The organism is Enterovibrio makurazakiensis, assembly GCF_050336585.1.
GTDB lineage: Bacteria > Pseudomonadota > Gammaproteobacteria > Enterobacterales > Vibrionaceae > Enterovibrio > Enterovibrio gelatinilyticus.
The window spans coordinates 201,891-225,162 of the sequence record NZ_JAKJSE010000006.1; the positions used below are offsets into that span (position 1 = coordinate 201,891).

At 47.9% G+C, this 23,272-nt stretch carries 23 protein-coding genes; 11 read left to right on the forward strand and 12 right to left on the reverse strand.

Features of this window, described 5'->3' with window-relative positions; all coding sequences use genetic code 11:
- Positions 1–2 precede the first annotated feature (2 nt).
- Positions 3–1,118 carry a PilT/PilU family type 4a pilus ATPase gene (locus L4D06_RS04515; RefSeq protein ID WP_274162849.1) on the forward strand — a complete coding sequence of 372 codons (1,116 nt, stop codon included), beginning with the start codon at positions 3–5 and terminating at the stop codon, positions 1,116–1,118.
- Between the two features lie 31 nt (positions 1,119–1,149).
- Here the strand turns inward: L4D06_RS04515 and ruvX are convergent, their stop codons facing one another.
- The 7 genes from ruvX to metK all read right to left on the reverse strand — a co-directional run bounded on the left by ruvX (position 1,150) and on the right by metK (position 6,793).
- Positions 1,150–1,578: a Holliday junction resolvase RuvX gene (gene ruvX, locus L4D06_RS04520; RefSeq protein ID WP_274162848.1), complete on the reverse strand. Its 429-nt coding sequence runs from the start codon at positions 1,576–1,578 to the stop codon at positions 1,150–1,152.
- Between the two features lie 10 nt (positions 1,579–1,588).
- Positions 1,589–2,152, reverse strand: a complete 564-nt coding sequence (locus tag L4D06_RS04525; protein WP_274162847.1) for a YqgE/AlgH family protein — start codon at positions 2,150–2,152, stop codon at positions 1,589–1,591.
- A 216-nt stretch (positions 2,153–2,368) separates the two neighbouring features.
- Positions 2,369–3,316, reverse strand: coding sequence for a glutathione synthase (gene gshB, locus L4D06_RS04530; RefSeq protein ID WP_028023011.1), 948 nt, complete (start codon positions 3,314–3,316; stop codon positions 2,369–2,371).
- Positions 3,317–3,363: 47 nt separating this feature from the next.
- Positions 3,364–4,095, reverse strand: a complete 732-nt coding sequence (rsmE, locus tag L4D06_RS04535; RefSeq protein ID WP_429737977.1) for a 16S rRNA (uracil(1498)-N(3))-methyltransferase — start codon at positions 4,093–4,095, stop codon at positions 3,364–3,366.
- 107 nt (positions 4,096–4,202) lie between these two features.
- Positions 4,203–4,913 (reverse strand): endonuclease, encoded by a 711-nt coding sequence (locus L4D06_RS04540; RefSeq protein ID WP_429738014.1) that lies wholly within the window; start codon positions 4,911–4,913, stop codon positions 4,203–4,205.
- A gap of 127 nt (positions 4,914–5,040) precedes the next feature.
- A complete protein-coding gene (locus L4D06_RS04545) occupies positions 5,041–5,532 on the reverse strand; it encodes a SprT family zinc-dependent metalloprotease (RefSeq protein ID WP_429737978.1) in 492 nt (163 codons plus the stop codon).
- A gap of 106 nt (positions 5,533–5,638) precedes the next feature.
- Entirely contained in the window at positions 5,639–6,793 is a 1,155-nt protein-coding gene (gene metK / locus L4D06_RS04550; RefSeq protein ID WP_429737979.1) for a methionine adenosyltransferase, read from the reverse strand.
- 357 nt (positions 6,794–7,150) lie between these two features.
- Between metK and tkt the strand changes: the two genes are divergently transcribed.
- From tkt to gcvH, 7 genes are all read left to right on the forward strand, one after another.
- Positions 7,151–9,148: a transketolase gene (gene tkt, locus L4D06_RS04555; RefSeq protein WP_429737980.1), complete on the forward strand. Its 1,998-nt coding sequence runs from the start codon at positions 7,151–7,153 to the stop codon at positions 9,146–9,148.
- A gap of 230 nt (positions 9,149–9,378) precedes the next feature.
- Positions 9,379–10,419: an erythrose-4-phosphate dehydrogenase gene (epd, locus tag L4D06_RS04560; RefSeq protein WP_429737981.1), complete on the forward strand. Its 1,041-nt coding sequence runs from the start codon at positions 9,379–9,381 to the stop codon at positions 10,417–10,419.
- Between the two features lie 70 nt (positions 10,420–10,489).
- Positions 10,490–11,653 carry a phosphoglycerate kinase gene (locus tag L4D06_RS04565; protein ID WP_429737982.1) on the forward strand — a complete coding sequence of 388 codons (1,164 nt, stop codon included), beginning with the start codon at positions 10,490–10,492 and terminating at the stop codon, positions 11,651–11,653.
- Positions 11,654–11,879: 226 nt separating this feature from the next.
- Entirely contained in the window at positions 11,880–12,956 is a 1,077-nt protein-coding gene (fbaA, locus tag L4D06_RS04570; protein WP_274162840.1) for a class II fructose-bisphosphate aldolase, read from the forward strand.
- Positions 12,957–13,113: 157 nt separating this feature from the next.
- Positions 13,114–14,025: a small-conductance mechanosensitive channel MscS gene (gene mscS / locus L4D06_RS04575; protein ID WP_274162839.1), complete on the forward strand. Its 912-nt coding sequence runs from the start codon at positions 13,114–13,116 to the stop codon at positions 14,023–14,025.
- A gap of 241 nt (positions 14,026–14,266) precedes the next feature.
- Positions 14,267–15,100, forward strand: coding sequence for a small-conductance mechanosensitive channel MscS (mscS, locus tag L4D06_RS04580; protein WP_274162838.1), 834 nt, complete (start codon positions 14,267–14,269; stop codon positions 15,098–15,100).
- A 255-nt stretch (positions 15,101–15,355) separates the two neighbouring features.
- On the forward strand, positions 15,356–15,748 hold the full coding sequence (gene gcvH / locus L4D06_RS04585) for a glycine cleavage system protein GcvH (RefSeq protein ID WP_274162837.1): 393 nt from the start codon (positions 15,356–15,358) through the stop codon (positions 15,746–15,748).
- Positions 15,749–15,911: 163 nt separating this feature from the next.
- Here gcvH and L4D06_RS04590 read toward each other — a convergent pair whose 3' ends face one another.
- The 4 genes from L4D06_RS04590 to ygfZ form a co-directional block, all read right to left on the reverse strand.
- Positions 15,912–16,115 carry a DUF1107 family protein gene (locus L4D06_RS04590; protein WP_429737983.1) on the reverse strand — a complete coding sequence of 68 codons (204 nt, stop codon included), beginning with the start codon at positions 16,113–16,115 and terminating at the stop codon, positions 15,912–15,914.
- 214 nt (positions 16,116–16,329) lie between these two features.
- The gene (locus L4D06_RS04595) at positions 16,330–17,256 is read right to left on the reverse strand and encodes a LysR family transcriptional regulator (protein ID WP_429737984.1); all 927 of its coding nucleotides are present in this window, start codon (positions 17,254–17,256) and stop codon (positions 16,330–16,332) included.
- Positions 17,257–17,261: 5 nt separating this feature from the next.
- On the reverse strand, positions 17,262–17,756 hold the full coding sequence (locus L4D06_RS04600) for an aminoacyl-tRNA deacylase (protein ID WP_274162834.1): 495 nt from the start codon (positions 17,754–17,756) through the stop codon (positions 17,262–17,264).
- Positions 17,746–18,726, reverse strand: coding sequence for a tRNA-modifying protein YgfZ (gene ygfZ, locus L4D06_RS04605; protein ID WP_274162833.1), 981 nt, complete (start codon positions 18,724–18,726; stop codon positions 17,746–17,748). The genes L4D06_RS04600 and ygfZ overlap by 11 nt, the downstream gene beginning before the upstream one ends.
- A 224-nt stretch (positions 18,727–18,950) precedes the next feature.
- On the opposite strand from ygfZ, the gene L4D06_RS04610 reads away from it, so the two are divergent.
- The 3 genes from L4D06_RS04610 to L4D06_RS04620 all read left to right on the forward strand — a co-directional run bounded on the left by L4D06_RS04610 (position 18,951) and on the right by L4D06_RS04620 (position 21,535).
- A complete protein-coding gene (locus L4D06_RS04610; protein WP_274162832.1) occupies positions 18,951–19,211 on the forward strand; it encodes an FAD assembly factor SdhE in 261 nt (86 codons plus the stop codon).
- 25 nt (positions 19,212–19,236) lie between these two features.
- Entirely contained in the window at positions 19,237–19,590 is a 354-nt protein-coding gene (locus L4D06_RS04615) for a protein YgfX (protein WP_429738015.1), read from the forward strand.
- Between the two features lie 136 nt (positions 19,591–19,726).
- Positions 19,727–21,535: a methyl-accepting chemotaxis protein gene (locus L4D06_RS04620; protein ID WP_429737985.1), complete on the forward strand. Its 1,809-nt coding sequence runs from the start codon at positions 19,727–19,729 to the stop codon at positions 21,533–21,535.
- 74 nt (positions 21,536–21,609) lie between these two features.
- On the opposite strand, the gene nadB is transcribed toward L4D06_RS04620, so the two are convergent.
- Positions 21,610–23,226, reverse strand: a complete 1,617-nt coding sequence (gene nadB / locus L4D06_RS04625; protein ID WP_274162829.1) for an L-aspartate oxidase — start codon at positions 23,224–23,226, stop codon at positions 21,610–21,612.
- Positions 23,227–23,272: the final 46 nt, after the last annotated feature.

Consider the following 23,272-nt stretch of genomic DNA (forward strand, 5'->3'; position numbering starts at 1 on the left):
GGATGACAGCAAAAGCACCGCTCTTTGAATTGCTCGATGAAATGCTCACGCGACGTGCGTCGGATTGTTACATCACGGTTGGGGCATCTTGCATGCTTCGTGTTGATGGCAGTTTGAAGCCAGTGGGCGATAAATTGGATGAGGCTGGCGTTAATGGGCTGATTAAACAAGCCATGGACGCAGACACTTACCAGAAGTTCATCACAGAGCGGGAAGCCAATTTTGCGTTGGTGACAGAGACGGGCCGTTTTCGTGTCAGTGCTTTCTGGCAACGAGATTTACCGGGCATGGTCATGCGTCGTATCGAAACAAATATTCCTGATATCCACTCATTGGGTTTACCGGATGTTATTCAGGATTTGTCGATTGCCAAACGTGGTTTGGTGTTGATTGTTGGGGCAACGGGGTCGGGGAAATCGACGTCGATGGCAGCGATGGTGGGTTTTCGAAATACCCACCGCAGTGGGCACATTCTGACGGTTGAGGACCCTATTGAGTTTATTCACCCACACAATAAGTGCATTGTGACCCAACGTGAGATCGGTATTGATACCGAAAGCTATGACGTGGCGCTGAAAAACTCGCTGCGTCAGGCACCAGACATGATCATGATTGGTGAAATTCGTACCCGAGAAACCATGGAGTACGCGATGCAGTTTGCTGAAACAGGGCATCTGTGTATCGCAACCCTTCACGCTAACAACGCGAACCAAGCGCTAGAGCGTGTGTTGCATTTGGTGCCGAAAGAGCGCCGTGAGCAGTTCTTGTTTGATTTGTCGCTGAACCTTCGTGGTGTACTTGCCCAACAATTGGTGCCAGATATTAGTGGAGTCGGGCGTCATGGCGCTTATGAATTGCTGCTAAACACATCGCATGTATCGGATCTTATTCGTCGCGGAGAGTTGCATGAATTGAAGGCCAGCATTAGCCGAGGTGAAAACGCGGGTATGTGTACCTTCGACCAATCACTGTTTGCGCTGTATCAGGCCGGTAAGGTGTCTCAAGAAGAAGCGCTGCATCATGCTGATTCACGCAATGAATTGAAGCTGATGATGAAAATGGCAGAGCAATCTGACGGTTCTTTATCGCTGGCAGATGTCAGTATTGAAGGACGATAACGAAATAAAAAAAGCGCCATTGGCGCTTTTTTTAGCTGTATTGATGTTCAAACCAACTTTCGACAATGATGACGGCGGATTGGCAGTCAATATTGCCTTTTCCTAGTGCACGATAACCGCCTTGTTCAAACAGTGATGAACGCGCCTCTGTGGTGGTGAGTCGCTCATCGTGCAGTTCGACGTTAACACCAAATCGCCCTTTAAGACGATTCGCAAACTTACGCGCGCGCGGGGTGATGGTTTCCAGTTCGCCGCCTTGTAAGTCTAGGGGTAACCCAACCACCACCACGTCTGGTTTCCATTCTTTCAAAATGGCTTCGATAGCATCCCAGCTCGGGATACCGTCTTTGGCTTTGAGCGCTTTAAGCGGCGTTGCCGTACCTGTGATGGCTTGCCCGATGGCGGTGCCAATACTTTTTGTGCCGTAGTCAAAACCCAGCACGGTTTGGATGTTACTCATGGGATGTCTCTTATGCGTGTCCAATATCGGACGATAGATTGAGCGCACTGATGCCCAAATGCTTCAACGCGGTTTCCCAACGTTCATTGATTGGTGTATCAAAAATCACGGAAGGGTCGGCTTCAATGGTGAGCCAACTGTTTTCGGCCAATTCTTTTTCTAATTGACCCGCATCCCAGCCGGAATAACCGAGAGCAACAATGAACTGCTCTGGTTCGTCATTCGTGCCTAAGATGCTCAGAATATCTTTTGATGTCGTCACGGTCAGTGCGTCTGATAGCTGGATGCTGGATCCAAACGTCTGCCTGTTTTTGTGAAGCACAAAACCACGGTCTTCCGACACGGGGCCACCAAACAACACGGGTTGATCGAGGCTCAATGGTTGAGTGACATGATGATCACGAGCGACTTCGATTTGCTCCAGCATGTTTGCAACAGAAATATTAATAGGCTGGTTTATCACAAGCCCCATCGCGCCGTCTTCATTGTGCTCGCACATATAGATGACACTGTGCTTAAAACGGTCGTCTGCCATGCTAGGCATCGCGACAAGAAAATGGTTTTTAAAATTCATGATGCCCTTCCACTACTAAGTTGCGTTGGCGCAAAGGTGCTTGTTTCAAAAAAGGTGCTTGCTTCAAAAAAGCTGCTTGCTTCAAAAAAGCTGCTTGTTTTATAAGTGCGTAATGAACGGCAGGTGCTAACTTTGCAGAGTGCCTACGTTCAGTATGAGCGGTAAGCGAAAGAAAGTCAGCCTCGTGCAGAGGAAACTGCACAAGGCGGTGTACGGTTACTTTTGCAGACGCGCTTCAATCGCATCCATCAATTTACCACTGATGTTGATGTCGAAAGCGGCTTCAATTTCACGGATACAGGTTGGACTCGTGACATTAATTTCTGTCAGTTTGTCGCCTATGATATCCAGCCCTACGAAGATCAGGCCTTTCTCTTTCAGCGTTGGTGCAACCGCACGGGCGATGGCCCAGTCAGTATCACTCAATGGACGCGCTTCACCGCGACCACCAGCGGCAAGGTTACCGCGTGTTTCGCCTTTGGCTGGAATACGCGCCAAGCAGTATGGCATTGGCTCGCCATCGACCACCAAAATGCGTTTGTCGCCATTGCTGATGTCTGGAACGAACGTCTGCGCCATGCAGTAGTTAGTGCCAAGGCTGGTTAGGGTTTCGATGATCACTGACAGGTTAGGATCGCCCTTCTTCACCCGGAAGATGGATGAACCGCCCATGCCATCAAGTGGCTTCAAAATCACATCACCGTGTTTTTCATGGAACGCTTTAATTTGGTCATCACGACGTGTCACTAAGGTGATGGGCGTGTGCTCTGGGAACCAAGCGGTGAACAGTTTTTCGTTACAATCGCGCAGACTTTGCGGTTTGTTAACGATCAAACAGCCTTCCACTTCGGCGCGCTCCAGAATGTAGGTCGCGTAGATGTATTCTGTGTCGAACGGTGGATCTTTACGCATCAAAACGGCATCAAGATCGGCCAATGCGATCTCTTGTTCGCTTTTTACGTCAAACCACTTCTCAGGGTTTTGTTCTACGCTGATGATCTTAGTGCGAGCAAGGGCTTTGCCTTGCTCCAGCGACAAGTCATTCATCTGCATGTAGTGAATTTCCCAGCCACGCGCTTGTGCTTCTAGCATCATGGCAAAAGAAGAATCTTTCTTGATGTTGATGGACTCAATTGGGTCCATCACGATACCCAGTTTGATCATTCTGTCTTCCTTATCTGGCAAGTTCGTCGCCGTTATCCAAGGTGTGTTTAACCAAGGTCACCAAAGCGAACCTGCAATGCCGTAATTGCGGTTAATGCTGCGGTTTCCGTGCGCAGTACTCGCGGTCCCAAAAGTGTTTCTTCAAACCCGTGCTCGCGGGTCTTTTCAATTTCTTCAGCCGACAAACCGCCTTCAGGGCCAATCAATAAGCGCACGCGATTGACCGGCTGTGGCAGGGTATTGATGGAATATTTGGCGCGAGGGTGAAGGTTTAGCTTTAACCCATCAAACGCTTCCTGACTCCAGGCATCCAGCGCCATCACAGGGCGGATTTCTGGGACGATGTTTCGGCCAGATTGCTCGCAAGCAGCAATCGCAATCTTCTGCCATTGCTGTAATTTTTTGTCGAAGCGCTCGGCGTTGAGTTTGACACCACATCGTTCGGAAATCAGCGGTGTAATCACATTCACACCAAGCTCGACAGACTTTTGAATGGTGAACTCCATTTTGTCGCCGCGACTGATAACTTGACCAAGGTGCAGGTCTAATGGCGATTCAATGCTGCGCTCGACACGTTCAGTGATATCGACATTGACGTTCTTTTTCGATACGTCACAAATCACGGCCGGAAATTCAGCGCCACTGCCATCAAAGAGCAGGACGTCTTGTCCAACTTGCATACGCAATACACGGCCAACATGATTCGCCGCATCATCATCGAGTGCGACACGGCCGCTGTTAGGCAGCAATTCAGGATGGAAAATTCTTGGGATACGCATGGTGGTTTTGGTCTTGGAAATAATGAGCAGCAGTTTAGCATGCTACTGCTCATTGGCTGTAGTATTGGTGAGGTTTTGGTTTGTCTTTCCGTTCAGCTAGGTTGCCTTTATAGACCTGCTTTTTCGCATGCTGCTTTCACGAAAGGGTTGTGATTCCCTTGGTTGAGGGCAATACGACGGTCACGCTCACATTCCCAATCCGTCACAGGGTAGGTTTTATCCCATGCATTCATGAGCTTTTTCTGCGCTGACGCTAAACGAAAATCATACTGTTGATTCATGTACTGGTAGATACGTGCAATTGCGCCACGGCTTTGCGCGGGTGGATCGACTGCACGCTGTTTGAAATCGACCTTCATGTCGCATTGTCCGTAAAATGCGCCTTTGTCTCCGTTCCATTGTGAGAAACGATAGTTAGAGCGGTCGCCGTTCACTTCGCCAATAGCAGGGACCAGATTGTGCAGATCCGCTTCCATTAAACGGAAGGCCGGGTCGGTTCTGCCGCAATTCTTGCGTCCGCCGTCTTGCCAGCATTGGCGCTGGTGGCCGAACTGCCAAGCGGGAACGACATGTTCCCATTCAATGCGGCTAGCGCGTTTTAATTGCTTACGCACTTGGTAACCACATTCATCTAACTGCGGTACGCCCTTCTTCCCTTTCCACTCAATGTCACAGCCACAGTAAAAAGAGGTGGGGTAATCCTGATAGATTTTTTGCGCGATGCGTTTGGCTTTCGAAAAGGATTGTGGATGCTCAGGAGCAGACATCGCCAGTGGCGATATCAACAACGCAGAAAGCAGCAAGAGATACTTTTTCATCATGAAACAAAGTCTTTTTGGAATTAAGTACTTTGATTATTGCAGATGTATGCGAGTTAAATCTCACTAAAATAGTGTTAATTGAAAAACTTGTTAATTGAGAGAAATGGTCGTTAACGCATTCGCGTTAGGGTGTAGAAGGTTTCCACACCAGAGGCTGTTTACAGCGGCGGCACATGTACTGCACTTGCTGGCGTTGCACCTTGTTGTGGCGGCGCACAGACAAAGGGATGACGTCACACTGGCATTGATAAGGAAAGGTTTTGCCTTCCACGGATTTGATGTCAAAGCTGTGCGTGGTTTTAGGTTGAACATCAAATACCTGAGACATAACAGCCTGCCACTCTTTACCGTGCGGGCGAACACGTCCGAATCGTGCAAACACGATTAAATGGCTGACTTCATGGGGAACGACTTCGTTAATAAATGCTTCTGGGTTTTCTGCTAGTAATACGGGATTAAAGCGAAGTTGCCAGCGCTGAAGCAGCGCCATTCCTGCCGTTTTTCCCCGAATATCAAAACGAATAGCTGGCACCGAAAAATCTACATTGAGGATCTGATTCGCATGATAGATGCATTCGCTTACGCGTCGGGTAATACGGTAGTGGAGTTCGTTCATCGCTTTGGCAAAGTAAAATGGTGACAGCGGCTAGGGTAAAGATTGGCATGAAAAAAAGGAAGCCGAAGCTTCCCTTTTCTTAATCTGTGGCGCTGCGTGGTAGCGATTACTTGATGTTAGCGAAGTCGCGCAGTGCTGCCACTTTGTCGGTTTTTTCCCAAGGGAATTCTTCACGACCGAAGTGACCGTATGCTGCTGTCTTCTTGTAGATAGGTTGCAGCAGATCCAGCATTTCTTGTAGGCCGTATGGGCGAAGGTCAAAGTGCTGACGTACCGCTTCGATGATGATTTCTTCAGATACTTTCTGAGTACCAAAGGTTTCAACCATGATAGACGTCGGATCAGCAACACCAATTGCGTAAGACAATTGGATTTCACAGCGATCTGCTAGACCAGCAGCAACGATATTCTTTGCTACATAGCGTGCTGCGTATGCCGCTGAACGGTCAACTTTTGATGGATCTTTACCAGAGAACGCACCACCGCCGTGACGCGCTGCGCCGCCGTAGGTATCAACGATGATCTTACGACCCGTCAAACCACAGTCACCCATTGGGCCACCGATAACGAAACGACCCGTTGGATTGATGAAGAATTTGGTTTCTTTGTTCAGCCATTCTGAAGGCAGTACTGGCTTGATGATTTCTTCCATTACCGCTTCACGTAGGTGCTCAGTGGTCACTGAATCACAGTGTTGGGTAGAAAGAACAACCGCGTCGATACCAACAATTTTGCCTTGGTCGTATTGGAATGTAACTTGTGATTTCGCATCTGGGCGAAGGAAATCTAGCTTACCGCTCTTACGCACTTCTGCTTGTTTCTTAACAAGAAGGTGAGAGTAAGTAATCGGTGCTGGCATTAACACGTCAGTTTCGTTACATGCGTAACCGAACATGATGCCTTGGTCGCCTGCGCCCTGTTCTTTCGGGTCTGCGCGGTCAACACCTTGGTTGATGTCAGGCGATTGCTTACCAATGGTGTTCAATACGGCACAAGAATCAGCATCGAAGCCCATGTCTGAGTGAACATAGCCGATTTCACGAACGGTTTGACGCGTCAGTTCTTCGATATCAACCCAAGCAGAGGTAGTGATCTCACCACCCACCATGACCATGCCGGTTTTCACGTAAGTTTCACAAGCAACGCGGGCTTTAGGGTCCTGCTCCAAAATCGCATCAAGTACGGCATCTGAAATCTGGTCAGCAATTTTGTCTGGGTGACCTTCCGAAACCGATTCTGAAGTAAACAGGTGTTTGGCCATGTCGCGTTCCTTAAAATAAATATTTAACTGGATATAGGTTGATATACGTTTAAATGGTTAGATGTTTTACCATCTGGACGTCTATTCTACGCATGGGCGATAAGAAATCAACCATGCAATTTGTCTGTGTAAATAGAAAACGATTGCGTTCCGTGTCGCAAGATGTCGAATCTAAACGTTTCTTTCGCGTTCAAATCCTAAGAAAGCCGATATATCAGCCATGTAAATCGTTTGCAGACGAACGGCAGTCTTGCGACAATACGACCCCGCCAAGTTCTGCGATCAGGCCTCTCTCAATATTGAGTGTTGCACCTGTTTGCATATAAAACAAAACGTCTATTGATCTCAGGAGCAGACATGTCTTCCCGCAAGGTTTTAGCAAATGCGATTCGTGCACTAAGCATGGACGGTGTACAACAAGCCAACTCTGGTCACCCGGGCGCCCCTATGGGCATGGCTGATATCGCCGAAGTACTGTGGCGAGACCACATGAACCACAACCCGCAAAACCCTGAATGGGCTGACCGCGACCGTTTCATCTTGTCTAACGGCCACGGTTCAATGCTGATTTACTCTCTGCTTCACCTCACTGGTTACGATCTGTCGATTGATGATCTGAAAAACTTCCGCCAACTGCATTCAAAAACCCCAGGTCACCCTGAATACGGTTATGCACCAGGCATTGAAACCACCACTGGCCCGCTAGGCCAAGGCATTACCAACGCTGTTGGTATGGCAATGGCAGAGAAATCTCTGGCGGCGCAATTTAACCGTGAAGGCCACGACGTCGTTGACCACAACACTTTCGTGTTCTTGGGTGACGGTTGTCTAATGGAAGGTATTTCTCATGAAGCCTGTTCACTGGCGGGTACGCTAGGTTTAGGCAAGCTGGTTGCATTCTGGGATGACAACGGTATTTCTATCGATGGTCATGTTGAAGGCTGGTTCACTGACAATACACCTCAGCGTTTTGAAGCTTACGGCTGGCATGTTATTCCTGCTGTTGATGGTCACGATGCTGACGCAATTAATGCCGCTATTGAAGCGGCAAAAGCAGAAACAGGTCGTCCTACCCTGATTTGTACCAAAACCGTGATCGGTTTCGGTTCACCAAACAAAGCGGGCACCCACGATTGTCACGGCGCACCACTAGGCGCAGATGAAATCGCAGCGACCCGTCAACAACTCGGCTGGGAACACGGCCCGTTTGACATCCCTGCTGACGTTTATGGCGCATGGGATGCTAAAGAAGCGGGTGCGGCAAAAGAGGCGTCTTGGAATGAAAAGTTTGCTGCGTATGAAGCGGCTTATCCTGAACTGGCTGCTGAATTCAAGCGCCGCGTAAACGGTGACTTGCCAGCAGAATGGGAAGCAAAGGCAAACGCAATCATTGCTGATCTGCAAGCTAACCCTGCGAACATTGCATCACGTAAAGCATCTCAAAACGCGCTAGAAGCGTTTGGTGCGATGCTCCCTGAATTCATGGGCGGCTCTGCTGATCTTGCGCCTTCAAACCTGACCATGTGGTCGGGTTCGAAAGCCGTGACGGCTGACGACGCATCAGGCAACTACATCCACTACGGTGTGCGTGAGTTCGGTATGACGGCGATCATCAACGGTATCGCACTTCACGGCGGTTTCGTGCCTTACGGTGCAACATTCCTGATGTTCATGGAATACGCACGTAACGCAATGCGCATGGCTGCACTGATGAAAATTCAGAACATCCAAGTGTACACCCATGATTCTATTGGTTTGGGTGAAGATGGCCCAACACACCAACCGGTTGAGCAAATCGCATCTCTACGCCTAACGCCGAACATGAGCACATGGCGTCCGTGTGACCAAGTGGAATCTGCGGTTGCGTGGAAACTGGCTATTGAACGTAGAGATGGCCCAACATCACTGATTTTCTCGCGTCAAAACTTGGCACAGCAAGATCGTTCTGCTGAGCAAGTAGCTGACATCGCGAAGGGCGGCTACGTTCTGAAAGATTGTGCAGGCAAGCCAGATCTAATTTTGATCGCGACAGGTTCTGAAGTGGAACTGGCAGTTGAAGCTGCTGAACAATTAGCGGCTAACGGCACACAGGTTCGTGTTGTGTCTATGCCTGCCACTGACGTTTACGACCAACAAGATGCGGCGTACCGTGAATCTGTATTGCCTTCAGACGTGACTGCTCGTGTTGCAATTGAAGCGGGTATTGCTGACTTCTGGTACAAGTACGTTGGCTTCGACGGTCGTATCATCGGTATGCACACCTTTGGCGAATCTGCACCAGCGGGCGAGCTGTTCAAGATGTTCGGTTTCACCGTTGAAAATGTGGTTGAAACGGCGAAAGAACTTCTCGCGTAATAGCAAGACAGTGACAATGAGAACCGAGCCAGCTGGCTCGGTTTTTTTTTGCTTAAAAAAGATGGAGCACGCCTGCATTGTGTTTGGATTCTAGAGCAGGAACTATTTGGTATGACGAGGTAATGTCGATGAAAGCGCTTGCTTCTAACAGATATGATTCTACGGATGCGATTGTGATCCGTATCATGTAATATCTAGAACAATAAATTCGTGTTAGGACACAGGGTGCGATGCTTAAGGTAGCGATCAATGGATTTGGGCGTATCGGTCGCAATGTTTTGCGTGCCGTTTACGAAAGCGGAAAGAGCCAACACATTAAAGTGGTGGCGGTGAATGAACTTGCACAGCCCGATGCGATGGCTCATCTTCTGCAATATGACACCAGTCATGGGCGATTCCAGAAAAAAATCACCAATAATCAGGAACACCTCTACGTTCATCATGAAGACGGTGATTATGATTCCATTCGCCTTCTACACCTTGCTGACATCGAACTGCTTCCTTGGCGAGATCTAGATATTGATATCGTGCTCGATTGCACAGGCGTTTTCGGTAACCGTGAACATGGCCAAGCACATATTGATGCGGGCGCAAAGAAAGTGCTGTTTTCCCACCCTGGCAGCAACGATCTCGATAACACGATTATCTTTGGTGTAAATGAAGACACTTTAAGAACATCTGACCTCATCGTGTCGAACGGTTCATGTACCACTAACTGTATTGTTCCGGTAATAAAAGTACTGGATGAGAAGTTCGGTATTGAATCCGGCACGATCACAACAATCCACTCTTCCATGAACGATCAGCAGGTGATTGATGCATATCACCCAGATTTGCGACGCACACGTGCTGCCAGTCAGTCTATTATTCCTGTCGACACCAAATTACATTTAGGAATTGGAAGAATATTTCCGAAATTTTCTGACAAATTTGAAGCAATTTCAGTTAGAGTTCCTACCATAAATGTCACAGCGATGGATTTAAGCGTCACAGTTAACACAAAAGTGAAAGTTAATGACGTAAATCAATCACTCGAAGAGGCAGCTCGGTGTACATTGAGTGGCATCGTCGATTATACCGAGGCACCATTAGTCTCAATTGACTTTAACCATGACCCTCACAGTGCCATTGTCGATGGCTCGCAAACACGAGTGAGTAACCACAATTTGGTGAAAATGCTGGTGTGGTGCGATAACGAGTGGGGGTTTGCTAACCGGATGCTAGATACCGCGTTAGCCATGGACGCAGTTTCCAGTGGCTCGAAGGCTTGAGTCACGGCTTTTACTTCGTAAGAGCTAAAGCAAATTTATTAATTTTTGCAACTTTATAGAGAGGACGAAAATGTCTGTAATTAAAATGACCGATCTGGACTTGGCTGGCAAACGTGTATTTATCCGTGCCGATTTGAACGTACCAGTAAAAGACGGCAAAGTAACTTCTGACGCGCGTATCCTAGCGTCAATCCCAACCATCAAAACTTGCCTAGAAGCTGGCGCAAAAGTGATGGTAACTTCTCACCTTGGTCGTCCAACCGAAGGCGAGTACGCGGAAGAGTTCTCTCTACAACCAGTTGTTAACTACCTAAACGACGCGCTTGATTGCGACGTTAAACTAGCAAAAGACTACCTGAACGGCCTAGAGCTGAACGCGGGTGAGCTAGTGGTTCTAGAAAACGTTCGCTTTAACAAAGGCGAGAAAAAGAACGAAGACGAACTGTCTAAGCAATACGCTGCATTGTGTGACGTATTCGTGATGGATGCATTCGGTACTGCTCACCGCGCTCAAGCGTCTACTTACGGCGTAGGCGTATTCGCACCAATCGCATGTGCGGGTCCACTTCTAGCGGCTGAGCTTGAAGCTCTTGGCAAAGCAATGGACAACCCAGAGCGTCCATTGGTTGCTATCGTTGGTGGTTCTAAAGTTTCTACCAAGCTAACTGTTCTTGAGTCTCTATCTAAAATCGCTGACCAATTGGTTGTTGGCGGTGGTATCGCAAACACCTTCATCGCAGCTGAAGGCCACAACGTGGGCAAATCACTGTACGAAGCTGACCTAGTAGACACTGCTAAGAAGCTAATGAAAGAGTGTGCGATTCCAGTAGCAACTGACGTTGCATGTGCAAAAGCATTCGATGAAAACGCAGAAGCTGAAATCAAAAACGTTGCTGACGTTCAAGATGACGACATGATTTTCGACCTTGGTCCTCAATCAACTGCAGCACTTGCTGAAATCATCGGTGCAGCGAAAACTATCCTTTGGAATGGTCCAGTTGGCGTATTCGAATTCAAGAACTTTGAAGCCGGTACTGCAGGCATTTCTAAAGCAATCGCTGAGTCTGCAGGTTTCTCTGTAGCAGGTGGTGGCGACACACTAGCAGCTATCGACAAGTTCGGTATCAAAGCTGATGTTTCTTACATCTCTACTGGCGGTGGCGCTTTCCTTGAGTTCGTTGAAGGTAAAGTACTTCCAGCTGTTGAAATGCTAGAAGCACGCGCTAAAGCGTAATTGATGAAACGGAGGTTGATAGCCTCCGTTTTTTTATGTGTTTCTCACCCAAAATTGCGTGCGGAAATGCATACACCAAAGACAAAAATTAATGTGTTTGGTGAGACGTTTGGGTACAATGCGCAGCGCTGATCGCAAACGTTTGCCGATTTAGCTGAGTTGGTTGGGATATAGCCAGCTTGGTACTGATTCATTCAAAGACTACAGAGTAAATAGGACTATTGTCATGTCTAAGATTTTTGATTTTGTAAAACCTGGCGTTATCTCTGGTGACGACGTACAGAAAGTGTTTGAAATTGCTAAAGAGAACAAGTTCGCTCTTCCAGCGGTAAACGTAGTAAACACAGATTCAATCAACGGTGTTCTAGAAGCTGCTTCTAAAGTTAAAGCGCCAGTTGTTGTTCAGTTCTCTAACGGCGGTGCAGGCTTCTTTGCTGGTAAAGGCGTTAAGCTAGAAGGCCAAGGTGCACAAATCCTTGGTGCTGTTGCTGGTGCTAAATACGTTCACGCTGTAGCTGCTGCTTACGGTGTTCCAGTTATCCTGCACACTGACCACGCTGCGAAGAAACTTCTTCCTTGGATCGACGGCCTACTAGACGCTGGTGAAGCACACTTTGCTGAAACGGGTAAGCCTCTGTTCTCTTCTCACATGATCGACCTTTCTGAAGAGTCTCTAGAAGAAAACATCGAAATCTGTTCTGCATACCTAGCGCGCATGGAAAAGATGGGTATGACGCTAGAAATCGAACTAGGTTGTACTGGTGGTGAAGAAGACGGCGTAGACAACTCTCACATGGACGCGTCTGAGCTATACACTTCTCCAGAAGACGTTGCATACGCATACGAGAAACTGAGCGCAATCAGCCCACGTTTCACTATCGCAGCATCTTTCGGTAACGTACACGGTGTTTACCAAGCAGGTAACGTTGTACTGACTCCAACTATCCTACGTGACTCACAAGCGTACTGTGCAGAGAAATTCGGTATTGCATCTAACGCTCTGAACTTCGTATTCCACGGTGGTTCTGGTTCTTCTGAAGCAGAAATCCAAGAGTCTATCGGTTACGGTGTTATCAAAATGAACATCGATACTGATACTCAGTGGGCAACGTGGGACGGTATCCGCACTTACTCTGCTGATAACTTTGATTACCTACAAGGTCAAATCGGTAACCCAACTGGCGAAGCTGCGCCTAACAAGAAGTACTACGACCCACGCGTATGGCTACGTGCTGGTCAGGCTTCTATGGTTACTCGTCTTGAGAAAGCATTTGCTGACCTGAACGCAATTGACGTTCTGTAAGTTCGTTTTTTAAAAAAACGGATTACAAATCTCTCAAAACCCGCTAAATTTAGCGGGTTTTTTTGTGGCTGAAATTTAGTCATGTAACCAGGCCAATTCTGATTGTTGGAAACGACAGGAGGGGTTGGCTTGTGTGATCTTAAGATGAGAGAAAGAGATGACTGAGCAAAATGCGATTCAAGCTGTAGAAGAAACAGCAAATGAAGCAATGAGTTGGTTGGCGTCAAACCATGAACTGATGATTCAGTATGGCGTGAATATTATTACCGCAATCATGATTATGCTTGTGGGTAATTGGGTTGTTAAGAAAGTCGCTGGCTCTGTAGCCGTTGTTCTTAAAAAGCGTGAATTGGACCAAACGGTTGTCGATTTTATCGAAAACTTGGTTCGCTACGTGATGTTTACCATTGTACTGATTGCCGCTCTAGGCCGCGTTGGCGTTGAAACTGCGTCTATCGTTGCGGTTATCGGTGCGGCAGGTCTTGCTATTGGTTTAGCGCTACAAGGCTCGCTATCGAACTTTGCTGCAGGTGTATTGATTGTTACGTTCCGTCCGTTTAAATCTGGCGACCACGTCGAAGTGGGTGGTGTCTCGGGTTCGGTTGCGTCGATTCAAATCTTCTCAACCATCTTGACTACGCCAGACAACAAAATGGTTGTTGTACCGAATGGCACCGTGATTTCTAGCCCAATCACGAACTACTCACGCCATGAAACACGCCGCATTGATTTCGTTATCGGCGTGTCTTACAAGGCCGATCTTAAAAAGACCAAAGAAGTGCTAACGCGTGTTGTTAAAGCAGACCCGCGTGTTCTGCAAGATCCTGAGCCAACGATCGGTGTGCATGCATTGATGGACTCTTCCGTGAACTTTGTTGTTCGCCCTTGGGTAAACACTGCGGACTACTGGGCAACGTACTTCGATTTGATGCAAGCCATCAAAGAAGGTCTAGACGAAGCGGGTATTGAAATTCCATTCCCACAAATGGATGTGCATTACCACGCAGCGGCTGCTGAAGCGAAAGCAAAAGCCGACGCTGAAAAAAAGCCAGTTGCTGAAGCGGTTTAATCGCTTGGATTGTTGAATAAAGCCCTGCAAATATGCGGGGCTTTTTACTATCTATGGCATAGATGAGTCACAAAAAGATCAGCTCCATTGTTTTAAGTTTGAGACACTCTTCAATGCCGCTTAAACTGTAAACTCACTTCTGATTTTCACCTGTGAGACTTAATAAGGTGATTGGGGTGCGATTACTACCAGACGTATCTCAGGACTATTTACGTACATAAATCTATCAAGGACATTGCAAATGGAAGACGCAACGCAAGGCGCAGTGAGCTGGTTTACAGACAACCAAGATCTCCTGCTTCAATACGCAGTTAATATTATTTCTGCACTCGCTATCATCATCATCGGTAACTGGGTCGTTAAAAAAGTTGCTGGTGGTGTCGCAAAGGTAATGCGCAAAAAGGATCTCGACAATGCGGTTGTCGAATTTGTACATACTTTTGTGCGTTATTTATTGTTCGTGATTGTTCTTATTGCTGCACTCGGTAAGTTAGGTGTCCAAACGGCTTCTGTTGTTGCTGTTATTGGTGCCGCGGGCTTGGCTGTTGGCTTGGCGTTGCAAGGTTCACTGTCTAACTTTGCTGCAGGTGTATTGATCGTTGCGTTTCGTCCGTTCAAATCAGGCGACTATGTGGAAATCGGCGGTGTTGCGGGTTCAGTTGATTCAATTCAAATCTTCTCAACGGTATTGAAAACACCAGACAATAAAATGATTGTCGTGCCAAATGGTGGCGTTATCTCAAGCCCAATCACCAACTACTCTCGTCATGACACGCGTCGTATTGATTTTGAAATTGGCGTGTCGTACAGCGCAGATTTGAAAAAAACGAAAGAGGTATTGGCACGCGTATTGGCAGCAGAGCCTCGCTTGCTGGCTGAGCCAGAACCAACCATTGGTGTCGTGGCGCTTGCTGACTCTTCGGTTAATTTTGTGGTACGTCCTTGGGTTCGCACTGGCGACTATTGGGGTGTTTACTTTGATTTGCTGCAAGCCATCAAAGAAGGGTTGGATGAAGAGGGTATTGAGATTCCATTCCCACAAATGGATGTACACGTGCAAAAAACTAGCGACTAACCGCTGTTAGTTGAACAAAACGCCAATGGTTGAGAGGATCGCCATTGGCGTTTTTGTTTGTCGCAGGTTTAGTTTCTACTGCCTGCTGATACGTGAATGTCGAGGTAAGGATTGATCGAGTTAAAACAATTGCTTTTTGTAAGGTGATTTTACTTGCGATTAGGTGAAGGCTTTCCTAACTTGCGTATCTGACGCTATGTGCATTTTAAGTGACTGACGATTGGTCGCACAAAATTTCTAGAAGGAAGCTGATTTATGAGTGACATCCCATCTGAATTAAAATTTGCTGCTTCCCATGAGTGGGTAAGACCTGAAGGTGATGGCGTATATACCGTGGGTATATCTGATCATGCGCAGGCGATGTTAGGTGATATGGTCTTTGTTGACCTACCTGATGTGGGTGACACGGTTGATGCCGGAGACGATTGCGCCGTGGCTGAATCTGTTAAAGCAGCTTCAGACATATATTCTCCGCTGACCGGTGAAATTGTCGCTATCAATGAAGACCTGGACGGTTCACCAGAATACGTCAACACTGATGCTTATGGTGATGGCTGGTTGTTCCAAATTCGAATTAGTGATGCCACAGAGCTTGATGAGTTACTCGACGCTGCCGCATACCAAGAAACGTTGGAAGAAGAAGAGTAATTGGACATTCGGTACTGACCACATTGGTGGGTAGGACAAATGTTAGACATAAAAAAACACCGCGTAAGGCGCGGTGTTTTTGATCAAGCGAAGTGTTTGAAGCAATAATCCCGTTATCTCTTCACTCTTGCTGAGCAAGTAGCATGAGAATTTTAGGGCAGTATTAGTGCTGTTCTTTCAAGCGACGGATCTCGGCATTAATTTCTTTTACGGTACGATAATGCTCAAAGTCCGCATTTGATTGCGCCTGCACCATTCCCTGATGAAAGTCGAAATTTCCACGACCATCAATGTAAATGCGTCCGGTAAACAAACGGTAGACGTGTTTAGCAATGAGGGTGGGGACATATCGATTAAACATCCGCATTCGCAGTTCCTTTTCATTTTTATTGTTGTGCCTCTCGACACGGCTAGCCAACATCCTTTTTCCAGCGATAAACTCTGGAAATTTGGCGGACGGGATTATAACGACGCAAGCATGACCACAATGTGACAGCTAAGACACTTGGCTTAATAAAATGCGGTTCAATCTAATGAATCTGGGGTAGGTCACATTCTAGATAACTGGACATATCGCCCCATTATCTGGCACGTAAATTTTGTACTTGCTGGCGAACAGTTTGGTGAATGGTTTGTCGGATCCATTGGTTCTTGGCGCTGCTGGCGTGTTTCTTGTGCCAAATCTGACGGATGACAAAATTACTGACATTCACGGGTGTTGGGCTTATTGCCAGCGTGGTGTTGAACATGTCTAGTTTTGCCATCAGCTCTGCCACCGTACAAATCAGGTGGCGTCCTGATAGCAAATGGCGAACGGTCAGAAAACGTTGAGAACCCATCACCACCTGGCGGTCACAGCCCAACGCTTTAAGCGTGTCATCAACAGGACTACTGAGTTGCCCATCTACCGTGACGAGCGCATGGGGCGACGCAATGTAGTCTTGCAGCGTTAATGGCTGAGTAATACCGGTTGCTAGAGGATCATACAAGCAGACATGCTTTTCTGTGTAGAGGTCTTCCATTTCGAGCGCAGGCTCTTGGGGTTCAACGGCGCCTAGCACCACGTCGACGCTATCTGCTTTCAATGCCTCCCGATAGTTGACGCGATCAACAGGGCGACAACTCAACTGACAATAAGGGGCTTGTTGGCGGAACACATCAAACAGGGCAGGAGCGAAAACTAATTCAGCATAGTCAGTTAGACCAATTCTCACCGTTCCTAGGTAATTCTCTGGCTCGAAGGCTGCGGGAGAAAGTACTTCGTGAGTGATGGTCTCTAACAATTGGCTGATCACCGGATCGAGCTCAAGGGCTCGACTGGTGGGTCGCATTTCGTGCCCTTGACGATGAAACAAGGGGTCATCGAGCAAAGTACGAAGGCGAGACAGGTTATGGCTCATTGCAGATTGGCCAATGGATAACTTATTGGCTGCGCGAGTGACGCTGCGCGTCTCCATTAATGCGGAAAAAGCCACAAGCAGGTTTAAGTCAATCCCTCGCCAGTTCAATTGGACTACTCTGCGTTAGGTTGCGCATCGCGAGAAATATCTGCGATGACGGGTTGGCAAAGTGCAACGAGATCTTCATACGCAAGCTCGACCCCTGCTAAGGGTGTGCCGCTGCTGATATTAATGTGCTCGAAGTCACTTAGGGCTGGGTCGAAGACAATCGGCATAGCGCCTAATACGGCGATAGGCGTGATCATGCCTGGAGAGTAGCCAGTAATGCTCTGAACATGCGCGCTGTCGACACACGTCATACGACGGCAGCCCAGTAGCGCACGCACTTTCTTCGGGTCAACTGATGCAGTGCCTGGAAGGCAAGCCAGCGCATATTGACCTCCCATATCTTTAAGAAGCATCGATTTGACCAATTGCCTCGGGTCGACGCCGCGTTGTTCGGCGGCATCTAATATCGTTGTTGCCGCACGGTCATGCGGCAAAATACGGTGCGAGATGTTGCTATCGCGAAGCACCGCAATGATGGGGGTATTCAGATCAAGCATCATCTTCAACACTGTAAGGCAGGGCAACTTTCTGCCATAAAGCCTCTGTTTCAGGAAGACGGAACTGGCTGTCTTCGTCCAAGTTATTCGGTAACACAACCAAGGCGAGTGCTTGTCCGTCATCAAAACGATATCCCGATAGCACGGTGCCACCGGTACGCCAGTTCTGGCCAACACTGCGGTCGAACACATCACCCGCCTTGGGTGCTTGTTCCGCCTCGCCCTGTAGCAAGTACGATGCGCGTTTGTTGATGCCTCGATACTTGGCGCGAGCCACGGTTTCTTGGCCGGTATAGCAGCCTTTTTTGAAGCTAATACCGTCTAGGGCTTGAAGGTTAAGTGCTTGGGGAATGAATTCGTTGGTGGTGACGTCAGCAATAGAAGGTATCGCACTGCGAAGCTCGCAAAGGTCCCATAAGCTGCTGTCACTGAGTACGGCACGTTCACCCATTTCACTAATGATGCTATCAGCTTCTTCCGCATCCACGGCTAGCAACCAGCGGTTTGTTTCGATTCTCACGGCGGTGCCTGTTTGCGTTGGGCGCACATCCCCTTCGCCTAAAAAGCGCGATTGCATGGCGTTATCGGCTTTGTCACCTACAACACCCAGCAATACTTGTTCACTGAGCGAAAACGTCAGCTTTGAAAACACGGCGTACTTTTTTATTTCAGCCAGCTGCTTTTCTGCGATGGATGCAGGTTGGGTATAGGCAATGCCATCTCGATGATGGAAAAGACGCATGGCTGACCAAACTTTCCCTTTTGCGTCACAATGAGCAGCCAGTGTTGATTGCGTCTTGTCTAGTGACACCAAATCGCAGGTTAACTGGCCCTGTAAGTAACTGATGGTGTCGGCGCCTACTGCGGTGATAAGTGCAATATGGTCAAGCGCGATCACTGACAATGCTGGTAGCGCACTGTCTGAAGAAAGTGGAAGTTTGGAAAATGTGTGCGTTTGGTACCAAGTTGTCATGGTGTCTCTCGCTAATAGAACGGATTCGTTATGGTAATGCTGTCTGTCGTGAATGTCAGCATTATACCCAAACAAGCACTGTGAGGTTGTTTGGGTATAACCCTTTATGTATGGGTGAGTTATCTAGATCACAAGGTCAACACCCTTACATCAGCAGTAATAGCACCATAGACGGGGCACTGTTACTATCTGTGCAGATATATTTGGTGTTAAATGAGGTAATCATGCTGACCGCTGAAGATAAACCGCGGATCAAATGGGCGTGCCGTCGTGGCATGTTGGAGTTGGATGTGATCATTATGCCCTTCTTCGAAGAGTGCTTTGATGATCTGACCGAGCAAGAAAAATTAGATTTTGTCGCGCTTTTGGAATGTGATGACCCTGATCTGTTCTCTTGGTTAATGGGACACACTCGCAGTGAAGCACCGGCACTGTCAGCGATGACGGATAAAATCATTGCACATAACCGCAGCAAATTGCGTTAATTCTCGACTCCAGCGCTCTCACTGGTTGCGCTGGGGACTTGTTTGCCTCTATGTTATTCCTGCGGTCATGCTTTTTGTATCTACAGCCGTGCCGCTGGAGCTGAGTGCACTGCTTCTCTCGCTTCTTCTCTCAGAAACTCACCGACGCCTAGCCAGTTTTGCTGCATTCGAAGGTGACCTTCAGTTACATAGTAGCGGTCATTGTCTCTATCACGGTCAGTCCTATCACGTCGCTCGCATTGCCATACTGTCTCGTTATTTGATTGTGCTTGATCTACGGACTTCTGATCATCGGCTTCGTTTGCCAATAACCTGCGACGCGGTTCCTCACGATGTTTTTCGTCACATCAGTCGAGTCAGTGTTTCGCTTAAAAGCTGATCGATGTCTCATATTTTTACAGTTTAGCGTACATCATCCCTAAACCATTCATTAGTTCCGCCGATAAGGGTTTAAGTCGTTATTTGTCTTACCTGCTATCAATTACGGCACCCATGAATTTTAAGGGAAGGATGACATGAAAATCAGAACCAAGTTGTACGCATTGACTGCTTTTTCCGCGGTGTCTTTGGTCTTATTTGGCCTAGTCAGTTTCCAAGCGTCCGAAAGAATGGTCGATCTTAAAACCAAGCTAACACTGGTAGGGGACTTGGAAGTTGGTCTGCTCAACTTACGCCGTAATGAAAAAGATTTTCTTGCACGGCTAGATGACAAATATGTTGATACGTTTGAAGGAAACGTTTCTCAGTTTGAAGGGCTACTTTCTCAATTGGAGCAAGAGGCGAATGCGCTGGATTTGGCATTGCCACAAATTGGCGAAGTGAGAAATGCCATGACAAATTACCATAGTGGCTTTGTTAAATTGGCAAACGGTTATCGTGATTTGGGATTGAACCGCGAGTCTGGTACGTGGGGAGAGCTAACTGCGACGAACAGTGCGTTGCTTGAGCAACAGTCGGGTAACGCTGAAGTTGAGCATTTGATTACTCTGGTTCGATTATTGGTGGCAGATACTTCGACGACACGATTCGATGAGTTCTCAGCAAATTGGTCTGATATTTCCTCTCGTGTAAACTCCCCTCTATTGGATAAGCAAAAATCGCTAGTAGAACGTTACCTGCAATTAAAGCGCATTGTGGGGTTGGACCATAAATCTGGCTTGCTAGGAAATATTCGAGAGCACACGCACCAAGTTGAAGTTGATTTTGATGCCATGCGCGTCCAGTTGCAAGACGAGCTAAAGTCATCAACCGAAGCGCTGATCGTGATGACAGGGCTGGCCCTTGTCATTGTGTCTCTGCTACTGATTGCCATTAGCATTTGGCTCAATCGTGACATTCAGCGTCGATTGAAAACACTGACAAGCACCATGGAGCAAGTTGCTGTTGAACGTGACCTTACATTGCGTGCCCGAACAGAAGGTGACGATGAAATTGCGGTCGTCGCCACTGATTTCAACATGGTGCTCGAACATTGCCAGACGTTGATTGCGGGCGTGAAGATGTCTATCACGACCTTGAACGCCACGGCTTCAGATGTGCAAGAGCGCAGTAACCATGCAGAAGTGGCGCTTGATAAGCAGCACTCAGAAGCAGAAATGGCAGCCACCGCAGTTAACGAGATGGAAGCGACGATCCGTGAAATTGCATCTAACACGGAAGCTGCCGCCGCTAATGCTGACCAAAGCCTGTTGCGCGCGCAAAAAGGCCATCAAACGGTTCAAGCAACGCGCAGCGCGATTGTTACCTTGTCGGAAGGTTTAGGTGTAGCTAACAGTGACATACATAGCTTGGTGTCTCTGTCTCAGCAAATTGGTAGCGTGGTTGATGTCATCAAAGATATCTCTGAGCAAACCAATTTGTTGGCATTGAATGCCGCCATTGAAGCGGCGAGAGCGGGCGAACAAGGGCGTGGTTTTGCTGTGGTAGCCGACGAAGTCCGCACATTGGCAACACGCACACATAAGTCGACAGATGAAATCGCGACCATGATTGGGTCTTTGCAGCAGCAAACAAACCAAGTGGTTGAACGAATCACATCGTGTCAGCATGACAGTGAGCAATCTGTCTCGTATGTTGAAGAAGCGGCTGGAGAGCTGGATAACATCATTATCGATATGCAGCAGATCATGGACATGAGCACACAGATCGCTGCAGCGATAGAAGAGCAAAGCATGGTTGCCAAAGAGGTGAACTTGAACGTTCATTCGATTCAGGACATTACTTCAGCTAACACAGCATCAACCAGTGAGAATGCACGCGCAGCAGCTCGCGTATCAGAGCAAAGCAAGGAGCTAGAAACAGCCATTGCGGCGTTCCGTTCATAGTATCTTGCGTGAACAAATAGCAAATATGAAAAAGCCCTCATGAAGAGGGCTTTTTTACGACACGAATAACGTGTTCAACATGGAAAGTCGGGAACCAGAATGGTCGGGCCGCTATCTTCCTGTTTGTTGGGGTAATCGATAGTGTAATGTAGGCCGCGGCTTTCTTTTCTCGCCATCGCGCAGCGTACCATGAGCTCTGCAACTTGCAGCAAATTACGCAGTTCTAACAAGTTGTTAGATACACGGAAATTACTGTAGTACTCATTGGTTTCTTGCTTGAGTAATTCAATGCGTCGCAATGCGCGTTCAAGGCGCTTGGTTGAGCGAACGATGCCGACGTAATCCCACATAAAGAGGCGCAGTTCGTGCCAGTTATGCTGAATAACGACTTCTTCATCTGAACAGCACACTTGGCTGTCATCCCAATGTGGTAGCGGTGGGGGGATTTCTGCCGATGCGGCATTATCACCAATATGCATTGCTGCTGCCCATGCATACACGACACATTCGAGTAAGGAGTTGGACGCCATGCGATTCGCACCGTGCAAGCCGGTATAACTTACTTCTCCTATTGCATAGAGACCTTCAAGGTCAGTTTGACCATTTAGATCAACCATCACGCCACCGCAGGTATAGTGCGCGGCAGGTACAATAGGAATGGCATCTTTAGTTAAATCAAAACCATAGGTCAGCAGCTTTTCATAAATTGTCGGGAAGTGTTTCATCACAAATTCCGAGTCTTTATGGCTGATGTCGATATACATGCAATCTGCGCCAAGGCGCTTCATTTCGTAATCGATAGCACGAGCGACAACATCGCGTGGCGCTAGCTCGGCGCGTTCGTCAAAGTCGAGCATAAAGCGTGAACCGTCTGGTCTGCGCAAATAAGCCCCTTCGCCGCGAAGTGCTTCGGTGATCAGGAAGTTTCTGGCTTCTGGGTGGAATAAACAGGTCGGGTGAAACTGGTTAAATTCAAGATTGGCTACCCGACATCCTGCACGCCACGCCATCGCAATGCCATCACCGGAAGAAACATCAGGGTTGGACGTATATTGGTATACCTTGGACGCACCACCCGTGGCGAGCACGACAAATTTGGCTCGAACGGTTTCAACGGCTTCTCTGTCACGGTTCCAAATGTATGCCCCAAGCACACGATTTCCGCCTGAAATACCAATCTTTTTACGCGTGATGAGGTCAAGAGCATTGTGGCGCTCAAGCACTGAAATATTAGGATGAAGCATCACGTTTTCTTGCAGCGAGGTTTGCACCGCCATACCTGTTGCATCAGCCGCATGCAAAATGCGTCGGTGGCTGTGTCCACCTTCTCGAGTGAGGTGAAACTTAGGTTCATCACTATTGCTGTTTTCTTCGCGATCAAAAGGAACGCCGCCATCAATCAGCCATTGAACGCACTCTTTGGCATTCTCTGCAATAAAATGGACGATGCTTTCGTCACAAAGGCCATCGCCGGCAATCTGTGTATCTTCAACGTGGGATTCAACAGAATCGTTTTCGTCAAAAACGGCGGCAATACCACCTTGCGCGTAATAGGTTGCCCCTTCACTGCGAGGTCCTTTGCTCAGTACCATCACTTTTTGCGTGGGTGCCAAATGCAGTGCTAGTGATAAACCCGCTGCACCACTGCCAATAACCAGTACGTCACAGATATGTTCGGGGTGATTGCTCATTGATTATGTATTCCTTTCTCTCAAATGAAGCCGCTTAAATCCGCCT

What these genes read in the sequence shown, in the direction of transcription:
- L4D06_RS04540 (WP_429738014.1), bottom strand. Translation starts at nt 4,913, where the DNA reads ATGAAAAAGTATCTCTTGCTGCTTTCTGCGTTGTTGATATCGCCACTG.
- gshB (WP_028023011.1), bottom strand. Translation starts at nt 3,316, where the DNA reads ATGATCAAACTGGGTATCGTGATGGACCCAATTGAGTCCATCAACATC.
- L4D06_RS04620 (WP_429737985.1), top strand. Translation starts at nt 19,727, where the DNA reads ATGAAAATCAGAACCAAGTTGTACGCATTGACTGCTTTTTCCGCGGTG.
- L4D06_RS04545 (WP_429737978.1), bottom strand. Translation starts at nt 5,532, where the DNA reads ATGAACGAACTCCACTACCGTATTACCCGACGCGTAAGCGAATGCATC.
- L4D06_RS04610 (WP_274162832.1), top strand. Translation starts at nt 18,951, where the DNA reads ATGCTGACCGCTGAAGATAAACCGCGGATCAAATGGGCGTGCCGTCGT.
- L4D06_RS04515 (WP_274162849.1), top strand. Translation starts at nt 3, where the DNA reads ATGACAGCAAAAGCACCGCTCTTTGAATTGCTCGATGAAATGCTCACG.
- L4D06_RS04565 (WP_429737982.1), top strand. Translation starts at nt 10,490, where the DNA reads ATGTCTGTAATTAAAATGACCGATCTGGACTTGGCTGGCAAACGTGTA.
- ruvX (WP_274162848.1), bottom strand. Translation starts at nt 1,578, where the DNA reads ATGAGTAACATCCAAACCGTGCTGGGTTTTGACTACGGCACAAAAAGT.
- metK (WP_429737979.1), bottom strand. Translation starts at nt 6,793, where the DNA reads ATGGCCAAACACCTGTTTACTTCAGAATCGGTTTCGGAAGGTCACCCA.
- nadB (WP_274162829.1), bottom strand. Translation starts at nt 23,226, where the DNA reads ATGAGCAATCACCCCGAACATATCTGTGACGTACTGGTTATTGGCAGT.
- fbaA (WP_274162840.1), top strand. Translation starts at nt 11,880, where the DNA reads ATGTCTAAGATTTTTGATTTTGTAAAACCTGGCGTTATCTCTGGTGAC.
- tkt (WP_429737980.1), top strand. Translation starts at nt 7,151, where the DNA reads ATGTCTTCCCGCAAGGTTTTAGCAAATGCGATTCGTGCACTAAGCATG.
- gcvH (WP_274162837.1), top strand. Translation starts at nt 15,356, where the DNA reads ATGAGTGACATCCCATCTGAATTAAAATTTGCTGCTTCCCATGAGTGG.
- mscS (WP_274162838.1), top strand. Translation starts at nt 14,267, where the DNA reads ATGGAAGACGCAACGCAAGGCGCAGTGAGCTGGTTTACAGACAACCAA.
- L4D06_RS04525 (WP_274162847.1), bottom strand. Translation starts at nt 2,152, where the DNA reads ATGAATTTTAAAAACCATTTTCTTGTCGCGATGCCTAGCATGGCAGAC.
- ygfZ (WP_274162833.1), bottom strand. Translation starts at nt 18,726, where the DNA reads ATGACAACTTGGTACCAAACGCACACATTTTCCAAACTTCCACTTTCT.
- rsmE (WP_429737977.1), bottom strand. Translation starts at nt 4,095, where the DNA reads ATGCGTATCCCAAGAATTTTCCATCCTGAATTGCTGCCTAACAGCGGC.
- epd (WP_429737981.1), top strand. Translation starts at nt 9,379, where the DNA reads ATGCTTAAGGTAGCGATCAATGGATTTGGGCGTATCGGTCGCAATGTT.
- mscS (WP_274162839.1), top strand. Translation starts at nt 13,114, where the DNA reads ATGACTGAGCAAAATGCGATTCAAGCTGTAGAAGAAACAGCAAATGAA.
- L4D06_RS04590 (WP_429737983.1), bottom strand. Translation starts at nt 16,115, where the DNA reads ATGCGGATGTTTAATCGATATGTCCCCACCCTCATTGCTAAACACGTC.
- L4D06_RS04600 (WP_274162834.1), bottom strand. Translation starts at nt 17,756, where the DNA reads ATGATGCTTGATCTGAATACCCCCATCATTGCGGTGCTTCGCGATAGC.